Source organism: Pseudovibrio sp. Ad5 (genome assembly GCF_001623095.1).
In the GTDB taxonomy this organism is placed as follows: domain Bacteria; phylum Pseudomonadota; class Alphaproteobacteria; order Rhizobiales; family Stappiaceae; genus Pseudovibrio.
The window spans coordinates 74,527-95,467 of the sequence record NZ_LMCH01000065.1; the positions used below are offsets into that span (position 1 = coordinate 74,527).

16 protein-coding genes and 1 pseudogene are annotated in these 20,941 nt (G+C 54.1%); all 17 read right to left on the minus strand.

Annotated elements, in window-relative coordinates; translation table 11 throughout:
• Positions 1-93: 93 nt before the first annotated feature.
• The gene (ftsA, locus tag PsAD5_RS23530; RefSeq protein WP_063293899.1) at positions 94-1,416 is read right to left on the minus strand and encodes a cell division protein FtsA; all 1,323 of its coding nucleotides are present in this window, start codon (positions 1,414-1,416) and stop codon (positions 94-96) included.
• Entirely contained in the window at positions 1,413-2,327 is a 915-nt protein-coding gene (locus PsAD5_RS23535; RefSeq protein WP_208988788.1) for a cell division protein FtsQ/DivIB, read from the minus strand. Before PsAD5_RS23535 ends, ftsA begins: the two co-directional genes overlap by 4 nt.
• Complete coding sequence (locus PsAD5_RS23540) at positions 2,315-3,241, minus strand: D-alanine--D-alanine ligase (protein WP_208980677.1); 927 nt, start codon at positions 3,239-3,241, stop codon at positions 2,315-2,317. The genes PsAD5_RS23535 and PsAD5_RS23540 overlap by 13 nt, the downstream gene beginning before the upstream one ends.
• Before the next feature lie 46 nt (positions 3,242-3,287).
• Positions 3,288-4,262, minus strand: a complete 975-nt coding sequence (gene murB / locus PsAD5_RS23545) for a UDP-N-acetylmuramate dehydrogenase (protein ID WP_063293900.1) — start codon at positions 4,260-4,262, stop codon at positions 3,288-3,290.
• A complete protein-coding gene (gene murC, locus PsAD5_RS23550) occupies positions 4,259-5,680 on the minus strand; it encodes a UDP-N-acetylmuramate--L-alanine ligase (protein WP_063293901.1) in 1,422 nt (473 codons plus the stop codon). Before murC ends, murB begins: the two co-directional genes overlap by 4 nt.
• Entirely contained in the window at positions 5,677-6,801 is a 1,125-nt protein-coding gene (gene murG / locus PsAD5_RS23555) for an undecaprenyldiphospho-muramoylpentapeptide beta-N-acetylglucosaminyltransferase (RefSeq protein ID WP_063293902.1), read from the minus strand. The genes murC and murG overlap by 4 nt, the downstream gene beginning before the upstream one ends.
• Before the next feature lie 37 nt (positions 6,802-6,838).
• Positions 6,839-7,987, minus strand: coding sequence for an FtsW/RodA/SpoVE family cell cycle protein (locus tag PsAD5_RS23560; RefSeq protein WP_063293903.1), 1,149 nt, complete (start codon positions 7,985-7,987; stop codon positions 6,839-6,841).
• Entirely contained in the window at positions 7,987-9,387 is a 1,401-nt protein-coding gene (murD, locus tag PsAD5_RS23565) for a UDP-N-acetylmuramoyl-L-alanine--D-glutamate ligase (protein WP_063293904.1), read from the minus strand. The genes PsAD5_RS23560 and murD overlap by 1 nt, the downstream gene beginning before the upstream one ends.
• Positions 9,388-9,399: 12 nt before the next feature.
• The gene (gene mraY, locus PsAD5_RS23570) at positions 9,400-10,494 is read right to left on the minus strand and encodes a phospho-N-acetylmuramoyl-pentapeptide-transferase (RefSeq protein ID WP_063293905.1); all 1,095 of its coding nucleotides are present in this window, start codon (positions 10,492-10,494) and stop codon (positions 9,400-9,402) included.
• Positions 10,495-10,504: 10 nt separating this feature from the next.
• On the minus strand, positions 10,505-12,679 hold the full coding sequence (locus PsAD5_RS28890; protein WP_446737490.1) for a UDP-N-acetylmuramoylalanyl-D-glutamyl-2,6-diaminopimelate--D-alanyl-D-alanine ligase: 2,175 nt from the start codon (positions 12,677-12,679) through the stop codon (positions 10,505-10,507).
• A 63-nt stretch (positions 12,680-12,742) separates the two neighbouring features.
• A pseudogene (locus PsAD5_RS28895) lies at positions 12,743-14,224 on the minus strand (UDP-N-acetylmuramoyl-L-alanyl-D-glutamate--2,6-diaminopimelate ligase); the annotation flags it as partial.
• Between the two features lie 112 nt (positions 14,225-14,336).
• Positions 14,337-16,061, minus strand: coding sequence for a peptidoglycan D,D-transpeptidase FtsI family protein (locus PsAD5_RS23580; protein ID WP_063293907.1), 1,725 nt, complete (start codon positions 16,059-16,061; stop codon positions 14,337-14,339).
• A gap of 11 nt (positions 16,062-16,072) precedes the next feature.
• Positions 16,073-16,426 (minus strand): cell division protein FtsL, encoded by a 354-nt coding sequence (ftsL, locus tag PsAD5_RS23585; RefSeq protein ID WP_057465722.1) that lies wholly within the window; start codon positions 16,424-16,426, stop codon positions 16,073-16,075.
• 3 nt (positions 16,427-16,429) lie between these two features.
• Positions 16,430-17,467: a 16S rRNA (cytosine(1402)-N(4))-methyltransferase RsmH gene (rsmH, locus tag PsAD5_RS23590; protein WP_193757776.1), complete on the minus strand. Its 1,038-nt coding sequence runs from the start codon at positions 17,465-17,467 to the stop codon at positions 16,430-16,432.
• Positions 17,467-17,937, minus strand: a complete 471-nt coding sequence (locus tag PsAD5_RS23595; RefSeq protein ID WP_057465720.1) for a division/cell wall cluster transcriptional repressor MraZ — start codon at positions 17,935-17,937, stop codon at positions 17,467-17,469. The genes rsmH and PsAD5_RS23595 overlap by 1 nt, the downstream gene beginning before the upstream one ends.
• A 618-nt stretch (positions 17,938-18,555) precedes the next feature.
• Complete coding sequence (locus PsAD5_RS23600) at positions 18,556-19,374, minus strand: sugar phosphate isomerase/epimerase family protein (protein ID WP_063293909.1); 819 nt, start codon at positions 19,372-19,374, stop codon at positions 18,556-18,558.
• A gap of 286 nt (positions 19,375-19,660) precedes the next feature.
• Positions 19,661-20,893: an MFS transporter gene (locus PsAD5_RS23605; RefSeq protein ID WP_063293910.1), complete on the minus strand. Its 1,233-nt coding sequence runs from the start codon at positions 20,891-20,893 to the stop codon at positions 19,661-19,663.
• Positions 20,894-20,941: the final 48 nt, after the last annotated feature.

A 20,941-nucleotide genomic window follows, 5' to 3' on the forward strand; every position in this document is an offset into this window, starting at 1 on the left:
AATAACATGCCCGAAGTCGGGCATGTCGTTCTTCCTCTCGTGCGTCCGCCGCATCTGGCGAAACTCGTGATAGTGGGGGTTATGCGATCCCCACTAGAAACTTTCTCTAATCCACTGACCAACCCGAGCCAGATAGCTCCCGCGGCCCTTAAGGCCACGACGTTGGTGCCGGGGTTCGAATTGCTCAATCTGTGCCACCTGCGGATAAATCAGCAGGCCCACAGCTGCCGAGAACGCCGGACCCTTGGCTTCCTCTGGCAAACCGGAGATACCCAGCGGACGCCCCAGACGCACACTGCGCCCAAGGATGCGTCGTGCCGTTTCAGAAAGACCAGTCAACTGACTGCCCCCACCTGTCAGCACAACACGTTTACCCACTCGGCCTGCAAAACCAGAAGCGACAATCCGGTCTCGCACCATCTCCAATATCTCTTCAACACGCGGGCGAATAACCCGCGTTAGCATCGCCCGGGGGACCTGCGTTGGCAGATCACCATCCGTATCCACGGGCGGCACCTGAATAAAATCACGGTCGTCCACCACACTTGGCAGGGCAGACCCATGCAAAACTTTCAAACGCTCAGCAGCTTCCATCCGTGTGGAGAGCGCGCGCGCCACGTCCATGGTGACGTGATTACCGCCAACAGCCAGCGCATCCAGATGCACCATCTGACCATCAACAAAAATCGAGAGCGTAGTCGTACCACCACCCATATCGATACAGGCAACACCCAGCTCAATCTCGTCTTCTACCAGTGTGGAAAGGCCTGCTGCGTAAGGCGTCGCAACCAGAGACTCCACTTGCAGATGCCCACGTTCGATACAAAGCTCCAGATTACGCACCGGCGGCACTTCTGCAGAAACCACCTGCATATCCACGCCTAGCTTGCGGCCCATCATGCCACGCGGATCGCGAATACCGCGGTTGCCATCCAGCCCGTAGGAGATCGGCAGCGCATGCATTACCGCCCGCCCTTCGGTCGCTGTGTGGGTAGACCCGGCAGCGAGTACACGCTGAATATCGGCCTCGGTCACACCTTCAGTTCCAAGCGGCACAGTAGCGGAGAAGATCTCGCTCTGCAGACGACCACAGCTGACGGTGACCAGCAGTGTCTCCACCATCACACCAGCCATACGCTCGGCCTGATCAACAGCGCGGCGGATCGCCTGCTCAGCCTGATCCATGTCCACAACAACGCCGGACTTCATGCCCGCAGACGCCTGATAGCCGTATCCCAGCACCTCAATGCCATGCGAACGGCCTGGCATCAGGTCTTCCTCGTCACCAGGCACCAGTTTCGCGATAATACAGCACACTTTCGTGGAGCCGACGTCCAGCACAGAAACCACAACAGATCTGCGGCTTGGCAAAGGCCGCATCCGCGGCAGGAAAATCACGTTCTTATTCGAGCTCATGTGTCCCTCCCGGAGTTGGAGGGCGTACCCCGTTGCTCGATGGTGGTCTTGCGGCGAATGGCAGCGTCATCCGAAAGACGCACCACAACGCGATCCTGCAAACGCAGGTCCACCGCGACGATATCGCGGGAGAGCAAACCACCTTGATCATCCAGCTTCTTAAGTTCGGCCAGCGCATCGCCAACATCAAATTCTGGCAGACGCACTGTAATTCCGTTTTCCAGGGCAAGATCCCAGCGTCGTTCAGAGCGCAGCTTTGCAGCGCGCACCCGGGCACGAATGCCAGGAAAATTGTCCAGCTCGTTCATGATCTCACCAGCACGCAACTGCGCACCATGATTGACCACGCGAAGCAAGTTCGCATAACGGCCATCCACCTCATCAGTGATGACCTCGCCTTTTTTAGTGATGACAGACGTAATGTCCCCACGTTGCCAGAGCGCATAAGGCTCCTGCTCTTTGATCATCACACGCAGCGTACCGGGGTAGAACTTCTGGATGGCCGCATTCCGGATCCAGGCGATACTTTCCAGACGCTCCTTCGCGTCAGCCGCATTAAACAACATCAAAGAAGGTCGTTCATGAAGTTCAAGCGCTTCCAGCACCTGAAACTCGGTAACACGCTGCAAACCTTCCATTTTGATCTCATTCACCGCGAAACCGACGGAGGATGTAACTGATTCGCTCACATTACGGGCGTGTCCACCGAGCGTAATGCCATAGGCAGCGGACAATGCAAGGAAGCCAAAAGCACTCGCAGTTGGTGCCCAGGATGGGATAAGTGCAAAAAATCCAGTGACCCCCCAAGCGGGTCTCTGGTGCAAACGCGATACGCCACGACTTCTGAAGCGATAGCTCCAGACGCCTGTGCGTTCCCGCAATGCATCAAATTTTGCCTTTATCTTCCGCAACTTGCGTCCTCCACGATCCAACTCACCAATTCTTGGAAATCATGTCCGGCATGTGCCGCGATTTCCGGGAGCAGTGATGTTGGCGTCATGCCGGGTTGAGTGTTCACCTCAAGACAAATCAGTTCTCCTAGGCCACCGGGTCCTTCGTTAAAACGGAAGTCGGCGCGTGTAACGCCGCGACACCCCAGAGCCTGATGTGCCTTGAGACTTGATTTTTGTATTTCTTGGTAAACAGATGGTAAAATTTCCGCAGGAAGTATGTGTTGTGAACCGCCTGGGACGTATTTTGCGTCATAATCGTAATAAGTGTGACCCAGCGGTACAATTTCTAGTACCCCTAACGCCACATCACCCATCACCGCGCACGTCAATTCGCGGCCTGGGATGTAACGCTCGACCATGAGCAAATCACCATACTGCCAATCTTCGCGTGTCAATTCCTGCGGAGGATGCTCTTGCCCCTCCTTCACAATCAGCACACCGAAGGACGATCCTTCGTTGATTGGTTTGATCACATAAGGCGGCTCCATCACATGACGGCGCGCAGCATCAGCGCGACTGGCCACAATGGCATTGGCAACCGGAACACCGGCAGCCTTCATCACGGCCTTCGCCTTTTCCTTATGCATGGCAAGCGCAGACGACATCACCCCGGAATGGGTGTAGGGAATATCGAGCACTTCCAGAATACCCTGAATAGCCCCGTCCTCGCCAAACGGCCCATGCAGCGCATTGAATGCCACGTCTGGTTTCAGTTCCTGAAGCACAGCAGAAATGTTGCGGTCAACATCCACACGCGTGATCTGATAACCAGCCGCTTCCAGAGCGTCCGCACAGTCTTTGCCTGAAGACAGAGAAACAGGCCGCTCAGCAACCCATCCACCCATCAAAACTGCAACATGCTTGGTCATCACAAAACCCAATCCTGATTTAAACGCCTAAAACAACACGTGAACGGAATTAGCCCGCTTTACCCAAAAACGGCTCAATCGCCGCTCCGTCCACAAACGCCCCAAGACGCTTGATTTCCCATTCCAGACGCGTCCCTGTCTTTGCCAGAGCATCCCGGCGAACAGTCTCGCCAAGCATTTCCAAATCGTGAGCGGTAGCGTCTGCAACGTTCAACATAAAGTTGCAGTGTAATTCCGACATTTTTGCGCCGCCGATCTGCAATCCACGACATCCAGCCGCATCAACCACCTTCCAGGCACTGTTGCCGTCAGGATTCTTGAAAGTGGAACCACCGGTTTTCTCGCGAATGGGCTGTGCTTTCTCACGATGAGCAACAACTTCAGCCATTTCCGCGCGGATCTCATCTTCACTCTGCGCAAAACCTTCAAACACCGCACTGGTAAAAATCAGGTCCTTGGAGGCAGAAGAATGGCGATACGCATAGCCCATTTCCTCATTGGAAAGAGTGAGGATTTCGCCGGATCGTGTCACCGCGTTAACGTTAACAACACGGTCCTTTGTCTCTGTCCCATGAGCCCCTGCATTCATGCGCAAGGCGCCACCAACAGCACCTGGAATACCGGTGTAGAATGCAAATCCACCTGTGCCCGTCTTGGCCGCTTCTTCCGCCAGCTTCTTGTCAGGAACGCACGCTCCTGCCCGCAACTTATGGCTGCCAAGGTATTCAACCTGCCCAAACCCGCGGATTGGCAGACGAATAACAACACCTTCAATGCCACCATCACGCACCAGCAAGTTGGAACCAAGCCCAACCACAGTCACCGGCACATCCTCTGGCAGTGCTTTCATGAACACAGCCAGATCTGCCTCATCAGCAGGCTGGAACATCAACTGCGCAGGACCTCCCACACGGAACCATGTCACAGCAGAAAGCAGCTGGTTCGGGATCAGGCGACCGCGAATGTCTTCGACAGCATCACCAAGAAGCGGCAGGAGATCAGGGTAGCTTACAGTTTGGCTCATACAGTCTCTCCTTTGGGAGAGAGCGCTTCCAACTCTACAGGCAACTTGTAAGCCCACTGGGTAATGTTCCCTGCACCAAGGCAAATCACCAGATCACCCGGCTCCGCCAGCTCCGCAATCTTACCAGCCAGCTCATCAGGACCAGCAATGCTGTGAACCGAACGGTGACCACCAGCACGCAGACCAGAGATCAGATCAGCCTGACCAGCCCCTTCAATCGGCTGTTCACCAGCCGCAAACACAGGTGTAATCACAACCTTGTCTGCATCATTGAAGCAGGCACAGAAATCTTCAAACAGGCTCTGCAGGCGCGTAAAACGGTGCGGTTGCATCACAGCAACCACCTTACCTTCAGCTGCTTCACGCGCCGCATGCAAGACGGACTTAATCTCAACCGGATGATGCGCGTAGTCATCAAAGAACTCTACGTCGTTCCAGGAGCCAGTGTGCGTAAAGCGGCGCTTCACTCCGCCAAAGCTTGCCAGCCCCTTGCGGATGTTCGCATCAGAAATACCGAGAGAATGCGCCAGAGCAATTGCAGCTGTCGCATTGGAAACGTTGTGCAGACCCGGCATTGGCAACACCAGATCTTTCAGCTCAGTTACCTTATTCCCACGGCGATCATGAATGATCACGGTAAAGATGGACTTGCCACCCTTGGTGGAGACATCAGTAAACCGAACATCAGACTGCGGATTGGTGCCGTAGGTGATGATCCGGCGGTCTTCAATCTGACCCACAAGGCTCTGCACCTCTGGGTGATCCAGACACATAACCGCAAAACCGTAGAACGGAACGTTCTCAACAAACTGAGCAAACGCAGCGCGGACACCATCAAAATCGCCGTAGTGATCAAGATGCTCAGGATCGATGTTGGTCACCACCGCAATATCAGCAGGAAGCTTGACGAATGTCCCGTCGGACTCGTCCGCCTCAACCACCATCCAGTCACCCTCACCCATGCGGGCATTGGTGCCATAAGCGTTGATGATGCCGCCATTGATAACAGTCGGGTCCATGTGACCAGCATCCAGCAGCGCCGCAACCATAGAGGTCGTCGTCGTCTTGCCGTGCGTGCCGCCAATGGCAATTGCTTGTTTAAAGCGCATCAGCTCAGCCAGCATTTCAGCGCGGCGCACAACAGGCATGTTGTTTTCGCGTGCAGCCTTCAGCTCAACATTGCTGCCTTTGATTGCGGAAGAGATGACGCAAACATCAGCACCTTCCAGGTTCTCTGCTGCATGACCGACCATAACCTTGATGCCCTTATCACGCAAACGCTGCACGTTTGCATTCTCGGACATGTCAGAGCCCTGAACACGGTAGCCAAGATTATGCAGCACTTCGGCAATACCGCTCATTCCAATGCCGCCGATACCGACGAAGTGCACGCCCCCAATGTCTACTGGCATTTTCATGAGGTAATCTCTCTCTGTTCATTCGCCGGTGCAGCACCGACAAGTGTTTCAGTCAGATCCGCAAGGCGCTGTACAGCTTCCGGCGCGCCCTGCGCCTGTGCTGCCTGTGCTGCCTGTGCAAGACGGCCCGGATTATCCATGAGTTCTTTCAGCTCACGGGCCAGTCGTTGCGGATCAAGTTCTTTTTGTGGGATCGGCCATGCGCCACCTGCTTCAGCAAGCACATTCGCATTCATGCCCTGATCGTTATCAAGAGCACCCGGTAAAGGCACTAAAATAGAAGGACGCCCAATCGCAGCCAGCTCACATACAGTACCAGCACCGGAACGACTGATAACCAGATGAGCCGCCGCAATGCGCTCAGGCAAATCAGTAAAGAAAGACGCCACTTGCGCCGCAACACCCATTTCGCGATAAGAGCTTTCAAGCCCCTCCAGATCTTCCGGCCGCGCCTGTTGCACAACCACCAGCTGCTCGCGATCTTCCGGCGCCATCAGCTTCAACGCCTCGGGCAAAATCTGAGAGAACACGCGCGCACCCTGCGAGCCACCAAACACCAGCAGATGAAAAGCGCCACCTTTTTCAGGTGCGTTATAAGCCTGACCACACACCGCAATCACATTGTCACGTAATGGATTACCGGTCATGGTCGCTTTAGCAGCCAGATCAGCAGGCAATGTTTTCAGCGGAAAGCTGGTCGCAACAGCACTTGCACCTTTGGCTAGCATCCGGTTCGCCCGCCCCATCACAGCATTGGCTTCATGCAAAATGGATGGAACGCTTAAGAGGCGACCAGCAAACATAGGCGGAAAGGTCGGATACCCGCCAAAGCCAACAATCGCAGCAGGCTTGGCCGCGCGGATTGCTTTCATCGCCTGCAACGTACCCAGACCAAGTTTGATCGCAGTTTTGGCGAGAGAAATCGGGTTCTTGCCACGAATGGTGTCGCTTTTGACCAGATGCACGTTATCTGCTGGGAAAGCACTACCGTACTTGTCTGCGCGACTGTCCGTGATCAGCTCAACACCATACCCACGGCGCTTCAGCTCACAGGCCAGCGCTTGTGCAGGAAACAGGTGACCACCCGTTCCTCCAGCAGTGAGCATAATCTTTGGCTTCATTTCACTCTCCGACACAGGCAAAACTCTTTTAGGCAGGCTACACAGGGGCAGCACGGGTAACGGTAATAATCGGGTTTTTGCGCGGCTGCGGACGTTTCCGCGTCAGCGCCAGCACAAAGCCCATCGTCAGGGAAATCGCCATTAACGACGACACACCAGACGAGATCAACGGAAGGGTCATTCCCTTCGCAGGCATAAGATTGAGGTTCACCGCCATATTGATGGTGCTTTGCAGACCAAACATGACGATAAGACCGGAGGACGCCAGACGCCCAAACGGGTCCTGATCCTGTGTTGCCATATAAAGACCACGCAACACAACAAACGCAAAAACTGTCACCAGCACCACACAAACGATGATGCCGTATTCTTCCGCAGCCACCGCAAAAATGAAGTCCGTATGGCTATCGGGCAAAATCCGTTTCACCGTACCTTCACCCACACCGCGGCCAAGCCACCCCCCGGCAATAAAGGAGTCGATGGCCTTATCAATCTGGTAGGTATCACCGGAAGATGGGTCCAAAAAGCGCATGATGCGCCCGCGCACGTGTGGCAGATACGTAAAGCCAGCGGCAACACCAAGAATGCCCGTAATCCCGAGTGGCACAATCGCCAGCCAGGACAGCCCGTTGAGGAAGAACAATGCAAACAGCACGATGGTCAGCAGCATCGTCTGCCCAAAGTCAGGCTGCGCCACTAGCATGGCGGCCACAATGCCAAACAGAAGAATGGAGATCAGCTGCCCCGGAATGTCTTGTGCTTTTCGCCCTTCAGACAACAGGAACGCAATGATCACCACAAGCGCTGGCTTGATAAACTCTGACGGTTGAATGGAAACACCAAACAGGCTCACCCAGCGCCGCGCACCTTTAATGTCAGAGCCGAAGAACAGCGTACCCAACAACAGCACCAGCATCACGCAGAACACCAGCAAGGCAACACGGCGGATATAGCGTGGGGAAAGCGCAGAAACGCCCAGCATTACAGCAGCGCTTGGAATAAGGAAAAGCGCCTGCTTCTTCACAAAGTAAAAGCTCTCGAGCCCAAGGCGTTCTGCAACAGGAGGGCTCGCAGCAAGAGACAACACCAGCCCCGACACCATCAGCGTGAAAATGCCGACCAGCATGTAACGGTCAATCGTCCAAAGCCACTCTGCAAACGCACTGCGATCCGTACGTGATACCATCAGCGTGCCTCCTCACCCTTCAGCATTTTGGCAGCAGCAACAGCCGCGCTCACAAATGCATCCCCGCGAACTTCAAAACTCTTGAACTGGTCAAACGAGGCACAGGCCGGAGACAGCAAAACCACCGCCTCACTGCTCTTATCCCGCGCAGCATCACGCGCCGCAGCTTCAACAGCCATTTCCAGAGAGCCAAACTTGTGTGCCTCAACAGATCCGGCAAGCTCCTGCTCAAACTCTTCCGCCGCTTCCCCGATCAGATAAGCCTTCACGACTTTGGGGAAGTAGGCTTTAAGCGAAGAAATCCCGCCCGCCTTCGCACGACCTCCTGCAATCCAGTAAATCCGGTCAAACGCCGCTAATCCGTGGGCAGCAGCTTCCGCATTGGTCGCCTTGCTGTCATTTACAAACAAAACCTTGCCCGTTTCTGCAACCAGCATCAAACGATGCGCAAGACCCGGGAAGGTCGCAAGCGCACCCGCAATCTCGTCAAGCTCCAGCCCAAGTGCTGCACAAACCGCAACAGCGGCAGATGCATTTTGTCCGTTATGAGAACCACGCAAAGTGTTGGAGGAAGACAGGTCAGCCACAACGACCTGCTCTTCGTCAAAAACTTCAATGACCTTACTGTCTTCAGCATACACACCAAACTCAACAGGCTTAGTGCAGGAGATCAGCTCAACCGGCTCACCGCTTTCCGCCCGGCGCTGCGCAATGGCAGCGCTGTATTCATCGTCCACGCCAACAACAGCCAAACGCGCCGCATTAACAATCCGCTCTTTGATGGAAGCGTAATTCTCCATGTTCCCATGCCGGTCCAGATGGTCCGGCGACAGGTTCATCATCACCCCGATATCCGGCACAAGACTTGGGGCAAGATCGATCTGGTAGGAGGAGACCTCAACCACATAGACGCGATCCTCAGAAAACTCTTCAAGGTCCAGAACCGGACGGCCAATATTGCCCCCCATCTGAACATCCATACCGCATTCTTTGAGCACATGCGAAATCAGCGCAGTCGTGGTGGATTTACCGTTGGTGCCAGTGATGGCAACAAACGGCGCTTCTGGGCAAACCCCTTCCCGCTCATTGACGAAAAGCTCCACATCACCAATCACCGGGATACCAGCTTGTCTCGCCCGCTCCACACTCCAATGCGGTGTTGGATGCGTCAGCGGAACACCCGGAGCAACGACCAGCGCTGCGTAGCGGGACATATCCGCCTCACGCAGGTCAATGGCAGCAAGCCCGTACTCTTCAGCCGTGGCAACGCTGGCCTCATTATCGTCCCACACATCAACCCGAGCCCCACCAGCCTCAAGCGCACGCGCAGTTACAAGCCCGGACCCTCCGAGCCCGAACAACGCGACTTCTTTGCCTGCAAAATGACGGATAGGGATCATGTGTCGAACCTCCTAGCGCAGCTTCAGTGTGGCAAGACCAACAAGGGCCAGCACAACAGCAATGATCCAGAAACGAATAACCACCTGACTCTCAGTCCAGCCCAGATGCTCAAAGTGGTGGTGAATTGGCGCCATGCGGAACACACGTTTGCCAGTCAGTTTGAACGACGCCACCTGCACGATCACAGAAACCGCTTCCAGCACAAACAGACCGCCGATGATCGCCAGAACAATCTCGTGTTTGGTCGCAACCGCAATCGCACCCAGCATACCGCCCAGAGCAAGAGAACCTGTATCACCCATAAAGATCGCAGCAGGCGGAGCGTTGAACCATAAGAACCCGAGCCCCGCGCCAATCACCGCACCACACACAACAGCAAGCTCACCTGTGCCCGCGACATGGTGGATCTGCAAATAGCTGGAGAACACAGCGTTACCAGTCAAGTATGCAACCAGCCCAAAAGCAGCTGCAGCAATCATCACCGGCACAATCGCAAGACCATCCAGACCATCAGTCAGGTTCACCGCATTGCCCGCGCCAACAACAACAAAGGCTGCGAATGGGATGAAGAACAGACCAAGGTTCAGCGTCAGCTCTTTAAAGAACGGAAAGCCGATACTGGTGGAAAATGGCTCGGCATCCAGAAGCGTCACCGCAAAAGCCGCAAAACCCGCAATCAGGAACTCAAGACCCAAACGTGCTTTACCGCCAAAGCCTTTGTGCGAAGACTTGGTGACTTTCAGATAGTCATCATAAAAACCAATAAGGCCAAAACCAACAGTCACACCCAGAACGATCCAGGTGTAGGGATTGCGAAGGTCAGCCCACAACAGCGTCGCAACAATCATCCCGGAAAGGATCATCAGGCCGCCCATGGTAGGCGTGCCTTTTTTTGTCAGCAGATGGCTCGCGGGTCCGTCTTCACGAATTGGCTGCCCATGTCCCTGACGCGAACGCAGCGCATCAATGATGCGTGGGCCAAACAGGAACACAAACAACAAAGCAGTCATAATCGCGCCGCCGGTACGGAACGTAATGTATTTAAAAACATTCAGCGCAGACAGGGAAGGATAAACCTCTGAAAGCTCCGCCAGCAAATATAGCATTTAGTCAACCTCAGGACTTACCGGTTGCAGCCGGTTCAGGAAAACGTTTCTTCAAGGCATCCACAAGTGGACCCATACGGGTTCCAAGGGAGCCCTTTACCATCACGATGTCGTTGGGACGCACTTCCGACAACAGGTCTTTTTCCAGTTTGTCGGAGGTCTCTGAATAGGCGCCTCTGGTCTGTGCAGGCAACAGGTCCCAGAGCACCTTCATGTGAGTACCCACACAATAAACCACGTCGATCTTTGCGCGCTCCAGTTCACGCGCAAGGTCTGCGTGCAACTTGTCGGAATCTGCACCTAATTCGAGCATATCTCCCAATACGGCGATGCGACGGCCATTCTTCGCAACGGGCAGACCAGCCACCAGATTGATCGCAGCGCGCATACTCGCCGGGTTGGCATTATAGCTCTCGTCAACAAGCAACGCCGTGCCACCATTCACATCAAGAACGGTCTGCGCACCACGCCCTTTCGGCGCAGACATTTCTGCAAGGGCCAGACCAGCAAACGCAAGATTGGCCCCCAGCTCCATAACCCCGGTCAGCACGCCCAGTGAGTTGATCACATGGTGTGCACCCGGAGCGCCGATCTTGTAGGAAATCTCCTGCCCGAGAATATTGGCATTCAGACAAGAACAATCAGGGTTTGCAGCCACTTTTTTGGCAATGGACTGAGCACCCGGCTGCATGCCAAAGCTGACAATGTTCCGCACCCCGGCCACAGCTGCCAGATAACGAAGCAAGTCATACTGGCGGTTATCCCGGTTCAGGATCGCCACACCACCCTTTTCGATGCCAGTGAAGATCTCAGCCTTCGCACGCGCGATATCTTCAACGGAGTTAAAGGCTTCCAGATGCACGGGCTCCACAGTGGTCACGATTGCCACATGCGGACGAACCATTTTCACCAGTGGAGTAATCTCACCGCGGTGGTTCATACCAATCTCGAAAATGCCAAACTCAGTATCAGCATGCATACGCGCCAATGTCAGTGGTACACCCCAATGGTTGTTGAAGCTCGCCACAGGTGCATGGGTAATACCGGACTTGGACAGGCAGAGACGCAAAGCTTCTTTCGTGCCTGTCTTTCCAACAGAACCAGTAACCGCGATGATCCGCGCTTTCGAGCGCGCGCGCGCAGCCACACCAAGGCGCTCCAACGCTTGAAGCACATCATCAACAGCCACATAGCGGCCACCTTCCGGCAGCTCAGCAAGCTTGTCACGCGCAACAACAGCCACAGCAGCACCGGCCTCAACAGCTGTTCCTGCGAACGCATGACCGTCAAAGTTCTCGCCCTTGATCGCGAAGAAGGCTTCACCGGGTTGGATCACCCGGCTATCAATGGAGATTCCGGTTATGTCATCACTCAGATCACCGTAAACATCCCCATCTACTGCCTCCAGAAAATCGTTAAGCAGCCACAGCGGCCCACGGTCTAATTCAGGCAGTTCAATCATTTGCCGCTCATATTCCGACTTAATGTCCGGGTCCAATAGGTTGATATGGGGGACGATAGTCCACTCAGGCTTGTCTATCGCTGACTTGAGCTTTGGTTTTTCTTCGGTTTTACGCTCAAAAGCAGCAGTCTCAGCCGTCTCAGCAGGTTCCTCAGAAGCAGGTAACCCACCTATTGCTTCTGTGCCGTCCTGCTCATCGGGTTGAGTGGACTGCGATACATCTTCCGTGACCTCCGGAGCAACCTCTTCAAGACCTTCATCCGCAAGAAATGCATCCGCATCCGCGTTTGGCGCCTCTTCCGGCTCAACAGCACTCACTGTCGCGACTTCAGGGTTCGCTTCGGCTTCGGCTTCGGCTTCGGCTTCGGCTTCGGCTTCGGCTTCGGCTTCGGCTTCGGCTTCGATAGCCGCTAGATCACCCAGCAGCTCGTCTTCAAGTGCATCCGGTGTATCTTCCGCAACATTGGGGAAGCCATCCTTGCCAAAATCAGGGTCATGGCTTTCAACATCAGCCAGTTCCGCATCTGCAAGATCATCAGCGCCCAGAACATCTTCTTCCAGCGCCAGCCAGTCTTCTTCCTCTTGATCACGTGCATCATCACGATTTTCCGGCAGAGTATCTTCCAGCTCCTCAACACCAGCCTGCACCGCAGCCAACAGATCATCATCATCCAGCGCTTCTGCAGCTGCCAGCTCATCACCTTCGTCAGCCAGCAGGTCCATCTCATCCAGATCAAGTGAGATCTCAGGCAGATCACTCTCAGCAACAGGAGGCCCACCATTTTCAGCAGAAGCTTCTGCAAGCGCTTTCTGGATTTCTTCATGGTCGGAGAAAGGCAGAACTTCCGTTCCAACAATCTGCCCTGTTTCATGCCCCTTACCGGCCACACAAAGCACATCGCCTTCTTGCAGCATCTTCACCGCCTGGCGGATGGCAAGTGCACGATCCCCAATCTCAAGGGCCGCAGGACAAGCAGCAACAATCTCTTCGCGAATTTTATCAGGATCTTCCGTGCGCGGATTATCATCAGTCACAATGGAAACATCAGCAAGACGAGCAGAAATCTCGCCCATCAACGGACGTTTACCCGCATCCCGATCACCGCCACACCCCAGCACACTGATCAGGCGACCAGCCGCAAATGGGCGCAAGGCTGCAAGCACATTCTCCAGCGCTTCCGGCTTATGAGCATAATCAACAAACACCAGAGCGCCGTTTTCACGTGTACCTACATGCTCAATCCGGCCCGGTGCACCACGCAGCACAGTCAGCGCTTCAAGAACAGTTTGAAGCTCCACACCAGCAGAAATAGCCAGCCCCGCAGCAATCAGGGCATTGCTCACCTGAAAATCACCTGCCAACGGCAAGGCGACAGAGAACACACCCTCAGCCGTTTCCAGCTCAAGAACCTGACTGAAGCCCTCTGGCTGAACGCTAAGCACTTTCAGATCATCGCCAAAAACACCAGTCGTAAACGTCTTGAGGCCGCGCTCTTCCGCAATCGCCAGAACGCGGTCAGCAAATTGCGTTTCCGGATCAACAACAACCACACCATCATCCGGCAAAAGATCGCGGAACAAACGCAATTTTGCCTGAAGGTAGTCTTCCACCGTTGGGTGGTAGTCCATGTGGTCTCGGCCAAGGTTGGTAAAGCCAGCTGCAACAATGTGCACGCCATCAAGACGATGCTGGTCCAACCCGTGACTGGACGCCTCCAGGGCCGCATGGGTAATCCCATCCTCTGCCAGACGCTTAAGGTCTTCATGCAAAGACACAGGGTCAGGTGTGGTCAAGCCGCCATAGCTCTGCCCTGTCGATGTGACAGTACCAATGGTTCCAAGACTGGCAGAAACCAGCCCGGCATATTCAAAGATCTGACGCACGAAAACAGCAACAGACGTTTTGCCCGCAGTGCCTGTCACAGCAACCATCTTCTCAGGCTGTTTGCCAGAGAAAGCAGCCGCCATCAAAGCAAGTTCCCGGCGCGCATCTTGTGCAGCGATCAGCGGAACCTGTTTGGCTTGCTTGCGAATATCATCAGAAAGTCTGTCCGCATCAATCAAAATGGCAGCAGCACCCGCGTCCACGGCTTGCTCGATAAACTGCGCACCATCAACTTTCGCGCCCTTAAGGGCAGCAAAAACAAAACCGGGCTCCACTGCTCGACTATCAGCAGTAAGCCCCGAAATATTAAGAGTATCAACCCCGTCTGGCCCATCGCCCTCGGCGGAGATTATCTCTTGTTTTGTAAGGTCTTTAAGCAACATAGCGTCGATATGTCCGGCCTATGAGACATGAATGTGGCAAACCAGATTTGGAGGACAGTTGTCTTCATATTTCCCCAAAATCTCCGTGTATTGCCTCAATCAATTCTCCTGTTTAGTTCCGGTTCTGATAGGAAACCGGAATTGTTTCTGCGTCATCTGCGAAATCAGGCACCACGCCGAGCATTGGTGCAATTCTGCGGATAACAGATGCAGTGGTTGGCACAGCATTCCACCCTGCAGTAGAATAACGTTGCCCTTCCACGGCTTGTGGCTCATCCAAAACAATCAAAACGAGATACTCAGGATTGGACATCGGGAACGCCGACATAAAGGAGTTCAGATAAACACCTTCAGCATAACGGCCATTCACAACTTTCTGCGCTGTTCCAGTCTTACCGCCAACATCATAACCCGGCACAGCAGCACGCCGCCCGGATCCACGCAGGACATTTTCACGGTTGAGATACCGAAGGATCTCGCTGGTTTGTGGTTTCAGAACCTGTTTAGCAAGCTTGTCAGCTTCTTCCTCACTGCGAGGCAGGAACGTTGGTTCAAGATATTTACCGCCATTGACCAGCGTCGCACCCGCAACAGCCATCTGCAGCGGCGTGATGCCCAAGCCATGACCAAAAGAGATCGTCATTGCAGCAAGGTCATTCCACTTCGGTGGAAGCAGAGGCCGCGCAACGCCCGGTATCTCGGTCTTCATTTTCTGGGTCAGCCCAATCTTTTTCAAAAACGCCTTCTGCTCCTCAATGCCAGCTTTCTGCATGACTTTGATGGTGCCGATATTGGAGGAGTAAATGAAAACTTCAGGCACGGACAAAACACGGCGCTTCCCGTGGAAGTCATCGATCTTCTGACCTGCAACACGGATAGGTTTGGTGGCATCAAAGCCATCTTCCAGCTTCACCTTGCCACTATCCAGCGCCATCGCAATGGTAATACCCTTGAAGATGGAGCCCATCTCAAACACACCACCAGTCACCCGGTTCATACGTTCTTTTTCAAGCGCTTGCTGACGGTTGTTCGGGTCAAAATCCGGCAGCGACGTCATGGCGATCACTTCACCGGTGTCCGTTTTCAGCACCACACCCATGGCCGCTTTGGCCTTGTAGTACTCCATGGAACGGCGCAACTCATCACGCACTGCATGCTGAACACGCAGATCAACCGAAAGCTTGACGGGCTCCATGGTCCGATCCTGCGTAAAGCCAAGATCTTGCAGATCCTTCAACCACGCCTGATCGACATACTTCTCCATGCCAGAGAGGCCTTGATTGTCGACATTCACAGTTCCAAGAATGTGACTGACCGTCTGACCACCCGGATAAAACCGCTTATTGCTCTCACGGAAGCCAACACCCGGCAGACCCAGCGCATGAATGGCCTGTCGCTGCTCAACGGAGATCTCGCGCTTGAGCCACGTAAACAGCGCATTGCTCTCAAGACGCTTCTTGATGGATGGCGTATCCAGCTCCGGCAGAACTGAGATCAGCCCGTCAAAGACTTCATCTGTATCAGGGATCTTGCGCGGCTCAGCATAAAGCGCAGCACTCTTGATATCGGTCGCGAGGATTTCACCATTGCGGTCAACAATATCAGGGCGCGCTTGAGCAACAGAACTCTGCGCAGCAAGGAACCGCTCAGCAGGGTCCCCATCCTGCAAACCAAGCAGGATCAGACGACCGGCAATAGCCCCGTACACAAACACAAAAATAGTCATTGCAAAGAAAATGCGCGAGCGCCCCGGACCACGAAGCCGGATCGCACTTGTGCCGTGCTTTTGGTTCACATTAGACCGCCGCAAAAAGGAGCTGTCAGCTTTCCTGGCCACGAGCCCCTCCCTTACTGTACGGATGTAACGCGACTGGCGTAACCGCTCATCGCATCAGCAGAGACTGGCTCCATCAGAACAGGTCTAACCGGCAACGCCTTCAGTGTCGTGATCTGTTCCGCACGCAGTGGCTCAAGCTTCAAAATATCGTTGTAACGATCAACGATACCCTGCAAACGCCCCGGCTGATTAAGCACACTCCACTGGGCTTTGTAGTAACGGATATCGTCTTTTTCCTTAGCAATCTCAGCAGAAAGCTGACGCACCTGATCGGCAAGGTTTTCGTTAGACATCTTGATGTCGTAAACGAGCGCAGCACCAATAACCACCGCAACAATAAAGAACAGATTTACGAAGCGCAGCATAGCTTAGCCTCCTAGACCGTGGAATGAAGCAAGGCGCGGAACGCCTGCCGCATGAATATCTAACTCCCGTGAAGGCGTATCCAACCGCCGTCCAGCTCTCAAACGAGCAGAACGTGCGCGAGGATTATCAGTAATCTCCTCAACGCTGGCATCCTGATTGCCCTTCACGATAAATTCGAAAGTCGGAGGAGGAATATCCATCTCCGGCATATGGCGGGATCCGCCACCGCGGGTCTTGCAGCGATCCGCAAGGAACCGCTTCACAATACGATCTTCCAGACTATGGAACGTCACAACAACCAGACGCCCACCCGGACGCAAAATCCGCTCAGCAGCAGCAAGAGCACCAGCCGCCTGATGCAACTCACCATTCACATAGATACGTAGCGCCTGAAAGGTCCGCGTTGCCGGATGAATGCTGGCCTTTTTCGGATTACGCTTCACCACCTTCTCAATAACGCGAGCAAGCTCAAGCGTCGTCTCAAAAGGCTTCTCTTCACGCGCCTGACAAATGGCATGGGAAACACTGGAAGCACGCTTTTCTTCGCCAAGCATCCCGATGATGCGAGTCAAATGCTGACGCTCCATGGTATTCACCACATCCGCCGCACTTGGACCATCCTGCTCCATGCGCATATCCAGCGGTCCATCAAACCGGAACGAGAAACCACGCTCCGCCTGATCCAACTGCATGGAAGACACGCCAAGATCCATTACCACACCGTCTACGGCATCATAGCCAAGTGCACGTGCATGGTCTTCAAGATCGACAAACTGGCCGTGAACCAGTTGCAAGCGTCCATCGGACTCTTGCTCCAAAACGCGACCATCACGGATCGCATCCGGATCCCGATCAACGCCAATCACACTGGCTCCAGCCTCAAGAAAAGCCCTGGAGTAACCACCGGCACCGAACGTGCCGTCAATAATCACATCACCCGGCGCGGGGGCCATTGCCTCCCGCACCCGCTCCAGAAGGACTGGAATGTGACGCGCTGGTCCGCCAGCGATACCGGATTTGTCTCCGTCGCCGCCCGTCATCATAGTGCCCCTCCGGCTGCTGTCCCCGGCGCACCGCCGGAAGACAATACTGCAAGCGCCCGCTTCATAGCCTCGTCGCGGTGCTTGGAGAACCTTGTCGGTTCCCAAATCTGAAACTTAAACCCCTGCCCAACAAACGTGACTTCGCCATCAATGCCGGTGTGGTTGCGGATCATCTCAGAAAGAACAATCCGGCCATCCCGATCAATTTTCAGGGTTTCACTTGCGCCGTAAAGCGCCGTGGACAGAGCGTCGTACTCCATTGAGAGCGTTGAAAACGCATCAAGTCGTTTCTGGATTTCCGCTGTAAGTCCGTTACCGCCCGCATCAACCGCCTCCTGAAAAGGAGATGGGAAACAGTAGAGTCCCTCAAAGCCGTCTTTCGCCAACGCCGCACGAAAGGGTGCAGGGATCGATACACGACCCTTTGCATCCACCCGATTGGTGAAGTGCGAAACAAAACCAGCCATTGGTCCCCTCTTTAATGAGCCAGATCTTCTTGATCTGTCAGCGGCACATCAAACAACTCTCCACTCCTTGGAGAGCCAGCGCTCAAATCAGGCAAAAACAACAAGATTACTGAAGTACAAACCGGAATATCCCGGGAGCCTATGGGATACCATGGGATAGCATGGGACGTCAATGAACCCACCAGCCCAAACCGAAAAGAATGCCCCTTAACATCTGCTAGTTATCACCAATTATGGTAAACGAAGTATTGATAGGAGTTTACGCAGGGATTTCTGCGAGTTACACGCATCCAAAATACGATTACAACCAGAAGTACTCACAGTTTTTACAGAGGTCGAAGAAAGAATTTCGCCGATTGGCTCTAGTGATTTTAACCTATCAGCCTTGGCTAAACCCCGGTTTTCCCATGCCGGACCATGAAATTCCATGCCCATTCTGAGGACGGTGGGGCAATTTCCCATACCTACCCAAGATTGTCCTGAGTCGATAAATCCCACCGGGAAGGCACGTCACACACTGCGATCACAATTGGTTTTACTGGTTACTTTGATCGCTCAAACAAAGGAGGCCGGCAGCACTGCCGACCCCATATCTCATCACAGGGAGCAAACCTCCCGTTATCTGGCGAGACCTAACCCAACCAGATAGTCTGCACCTTTGCGCAAAGTGGTCTCATCCATGATCTCAAGGATCAGGCGTGGATTGCTCTTCAGTTTTGCCAGTTCTGCAAACAGAGGCTCCCACGGAATAGAACCCTCACCCGGATTCCAGTGGCGGTCAGCATGACCATCAATGTCCTGAATATGCACATGCTGCAAAGCATCGCCTGCTGACTTGATGAAGTAATCAACCGGCGGCGCGCCATAGCAGGAGTGCATGTAGTGAGCATGTCCGGTATCAATCGAAAGCGCCAAAGCTTCACTCTCAAAACTCTTCAGGATCTCCACCCGGTAGGACGGGTCCAGGTCTTCGATGTTCTCCAACACGATGACACAGCCCATGTCCTCCGCCTTGGCAACAACATCCTTCAGGTTCGCATGGATCATTTCCAGCTTCATCTGACGACCATTGTCATAAAGATCGAGGTTGTTGTGATCCCAGATCGTGTAAGGACTGTGCAACACCATCTGGTCTGCACCCATTTTGGCACACAACTCAATGCCTTGATCCAGACGCTTGCGAACAGCCTGCTGAAACAGCGGATCAGCCGCAGAAAGGTCCAGGTTCCAGAACGGACCATGCAGACCGAGGCGTCCCTCATGGCCATCCAGAAGCTTCTTTGCTTCTGCAACCAGGTCATCACACCCATTGTCCAGCAAGTTCCAATTATAGAAATCCTGCAGCTCAAGATCCCGAGGCAGCTCCAGCAACCATTCACGATGTTGGGGAAGATGTTTGACGCACATTGCTGCGCCTAAAACCGGCAAATCACTCATGCGGCTATTCCAAGATAAGGCCTCAAAAGGCACTGCTTTCAGTTATGCCTTTGCTCTTACATGTCTTGCATGTCAAAGGCATTACATCGCCTAAAGCTGCTTACCTTGTTCCGGCTCGCTCTCACTGCTTTAAGCGCTCATCCCGCCGCATATATTTTGCGGCAATCAGAGCACCATGACAGTTTCGTTTTGCACGGTCTACGTACTATTCCAGAGCGATCGAGAGCATCAACAAAAAATGCGCTTAACACGCTCAAAAGCTGACGCTCTCGTAAGTTCATCACACTCAGTTTTCCATCCGCACAAACGCCGTTGCTGCCTTACGAACCGAGCGCCAGATAAAGACGAGTAAGCCGATAAGCGCCATGCAGGTCAGCGCAGTAGCCACAATCCGAAACGTCCCGGCAAATCCAACCGCAGCAATCAAAGGAATGCTGACAAAAACAGAAAGGAACTGACCAAGGAAAACAGAGGAAGTCAGCACCCCACCTGCCATACCACGCCGCGAGCTCGGAGCTACCTGAAGGGCGATAGCTGGAAAGTTCGGCATCGCAAGCGCATACCCAGCACCCATCGCAGCGGTCCCCAGGAACACGCTCCAGGTTTTCTGAAGGGTCAGCAACATCAGCCCAATCGCCATGAATCCGTAGGCCAGCGTAAATGCCCCACTGTAACCAACACGCGCTTTAATCCGCCCGTAAAGCAGAGCTGCCGTGCCACCAGTCAGCATCAACGCACCCAGCGCAGCACCTGTCATAGTCGCACTGTCATAACCTTGAGCATCCAGAAAGAACGGCAGCTGTGTCGGCATAAGGAAGAAGATCATATTGGTCAGCATTTGCAGTAAAGCCAATGCCGCCAGCAGCCAGACCCAAGCCGGAGATCCGTCGTCTTCTGCACTTGCAGCCTTCTTTGCAGCTGCAGAGTGCTTCACCGGTTCGCTGATATAACGCCACAAGAACGGCACCATGAGCAACGCAAGCCCATAAATCGCAAACGGTAACCGCGGAGAAGTAACAGCCAGCAAGCCAGCCATTGAGATAAAGAGAAAACCGCCAAAGTTACGAGCCGACGTCTGTAGCCCCATCAGAGAGCTGCGCTGGTTGCCGACAAAGTAGTCACCGATCAAAGCTGTTTGCGCCGTCATCACCATGGCAACTGCAATGCCAAGACCCAATCGGCTCATCAATATACTCGTCAGGTCCGGCAGGATCATGCCGGCACTTCCCATCACAGCAAACAGCAGGACACCTGTAAGCAACAGTGCCCGCCGACCATAGCGATCTGCGATCACTCCAGCCAGCGGGGCACAGATAACAACAGTCAGCGAAGGCGTTGAGACCAGAAGCCGGGACAACCAAAGAACATTTGGATCATCCCGGAACATCTCCTCCAATCCAGCAAGAGCAGGACTGATCGTCGCGTTCGCCATGACCGTTAAAGTAGCCGCCATTAAAAGAGCAATCGCTCTGGGGTCTTTCCAGACCTGTTGTTCGGGCTCCACGTGCACTTGTTTCATTTGCTTATCCTCTTGCAAAATTACCCTGTTGAGATCAGGATACGACTT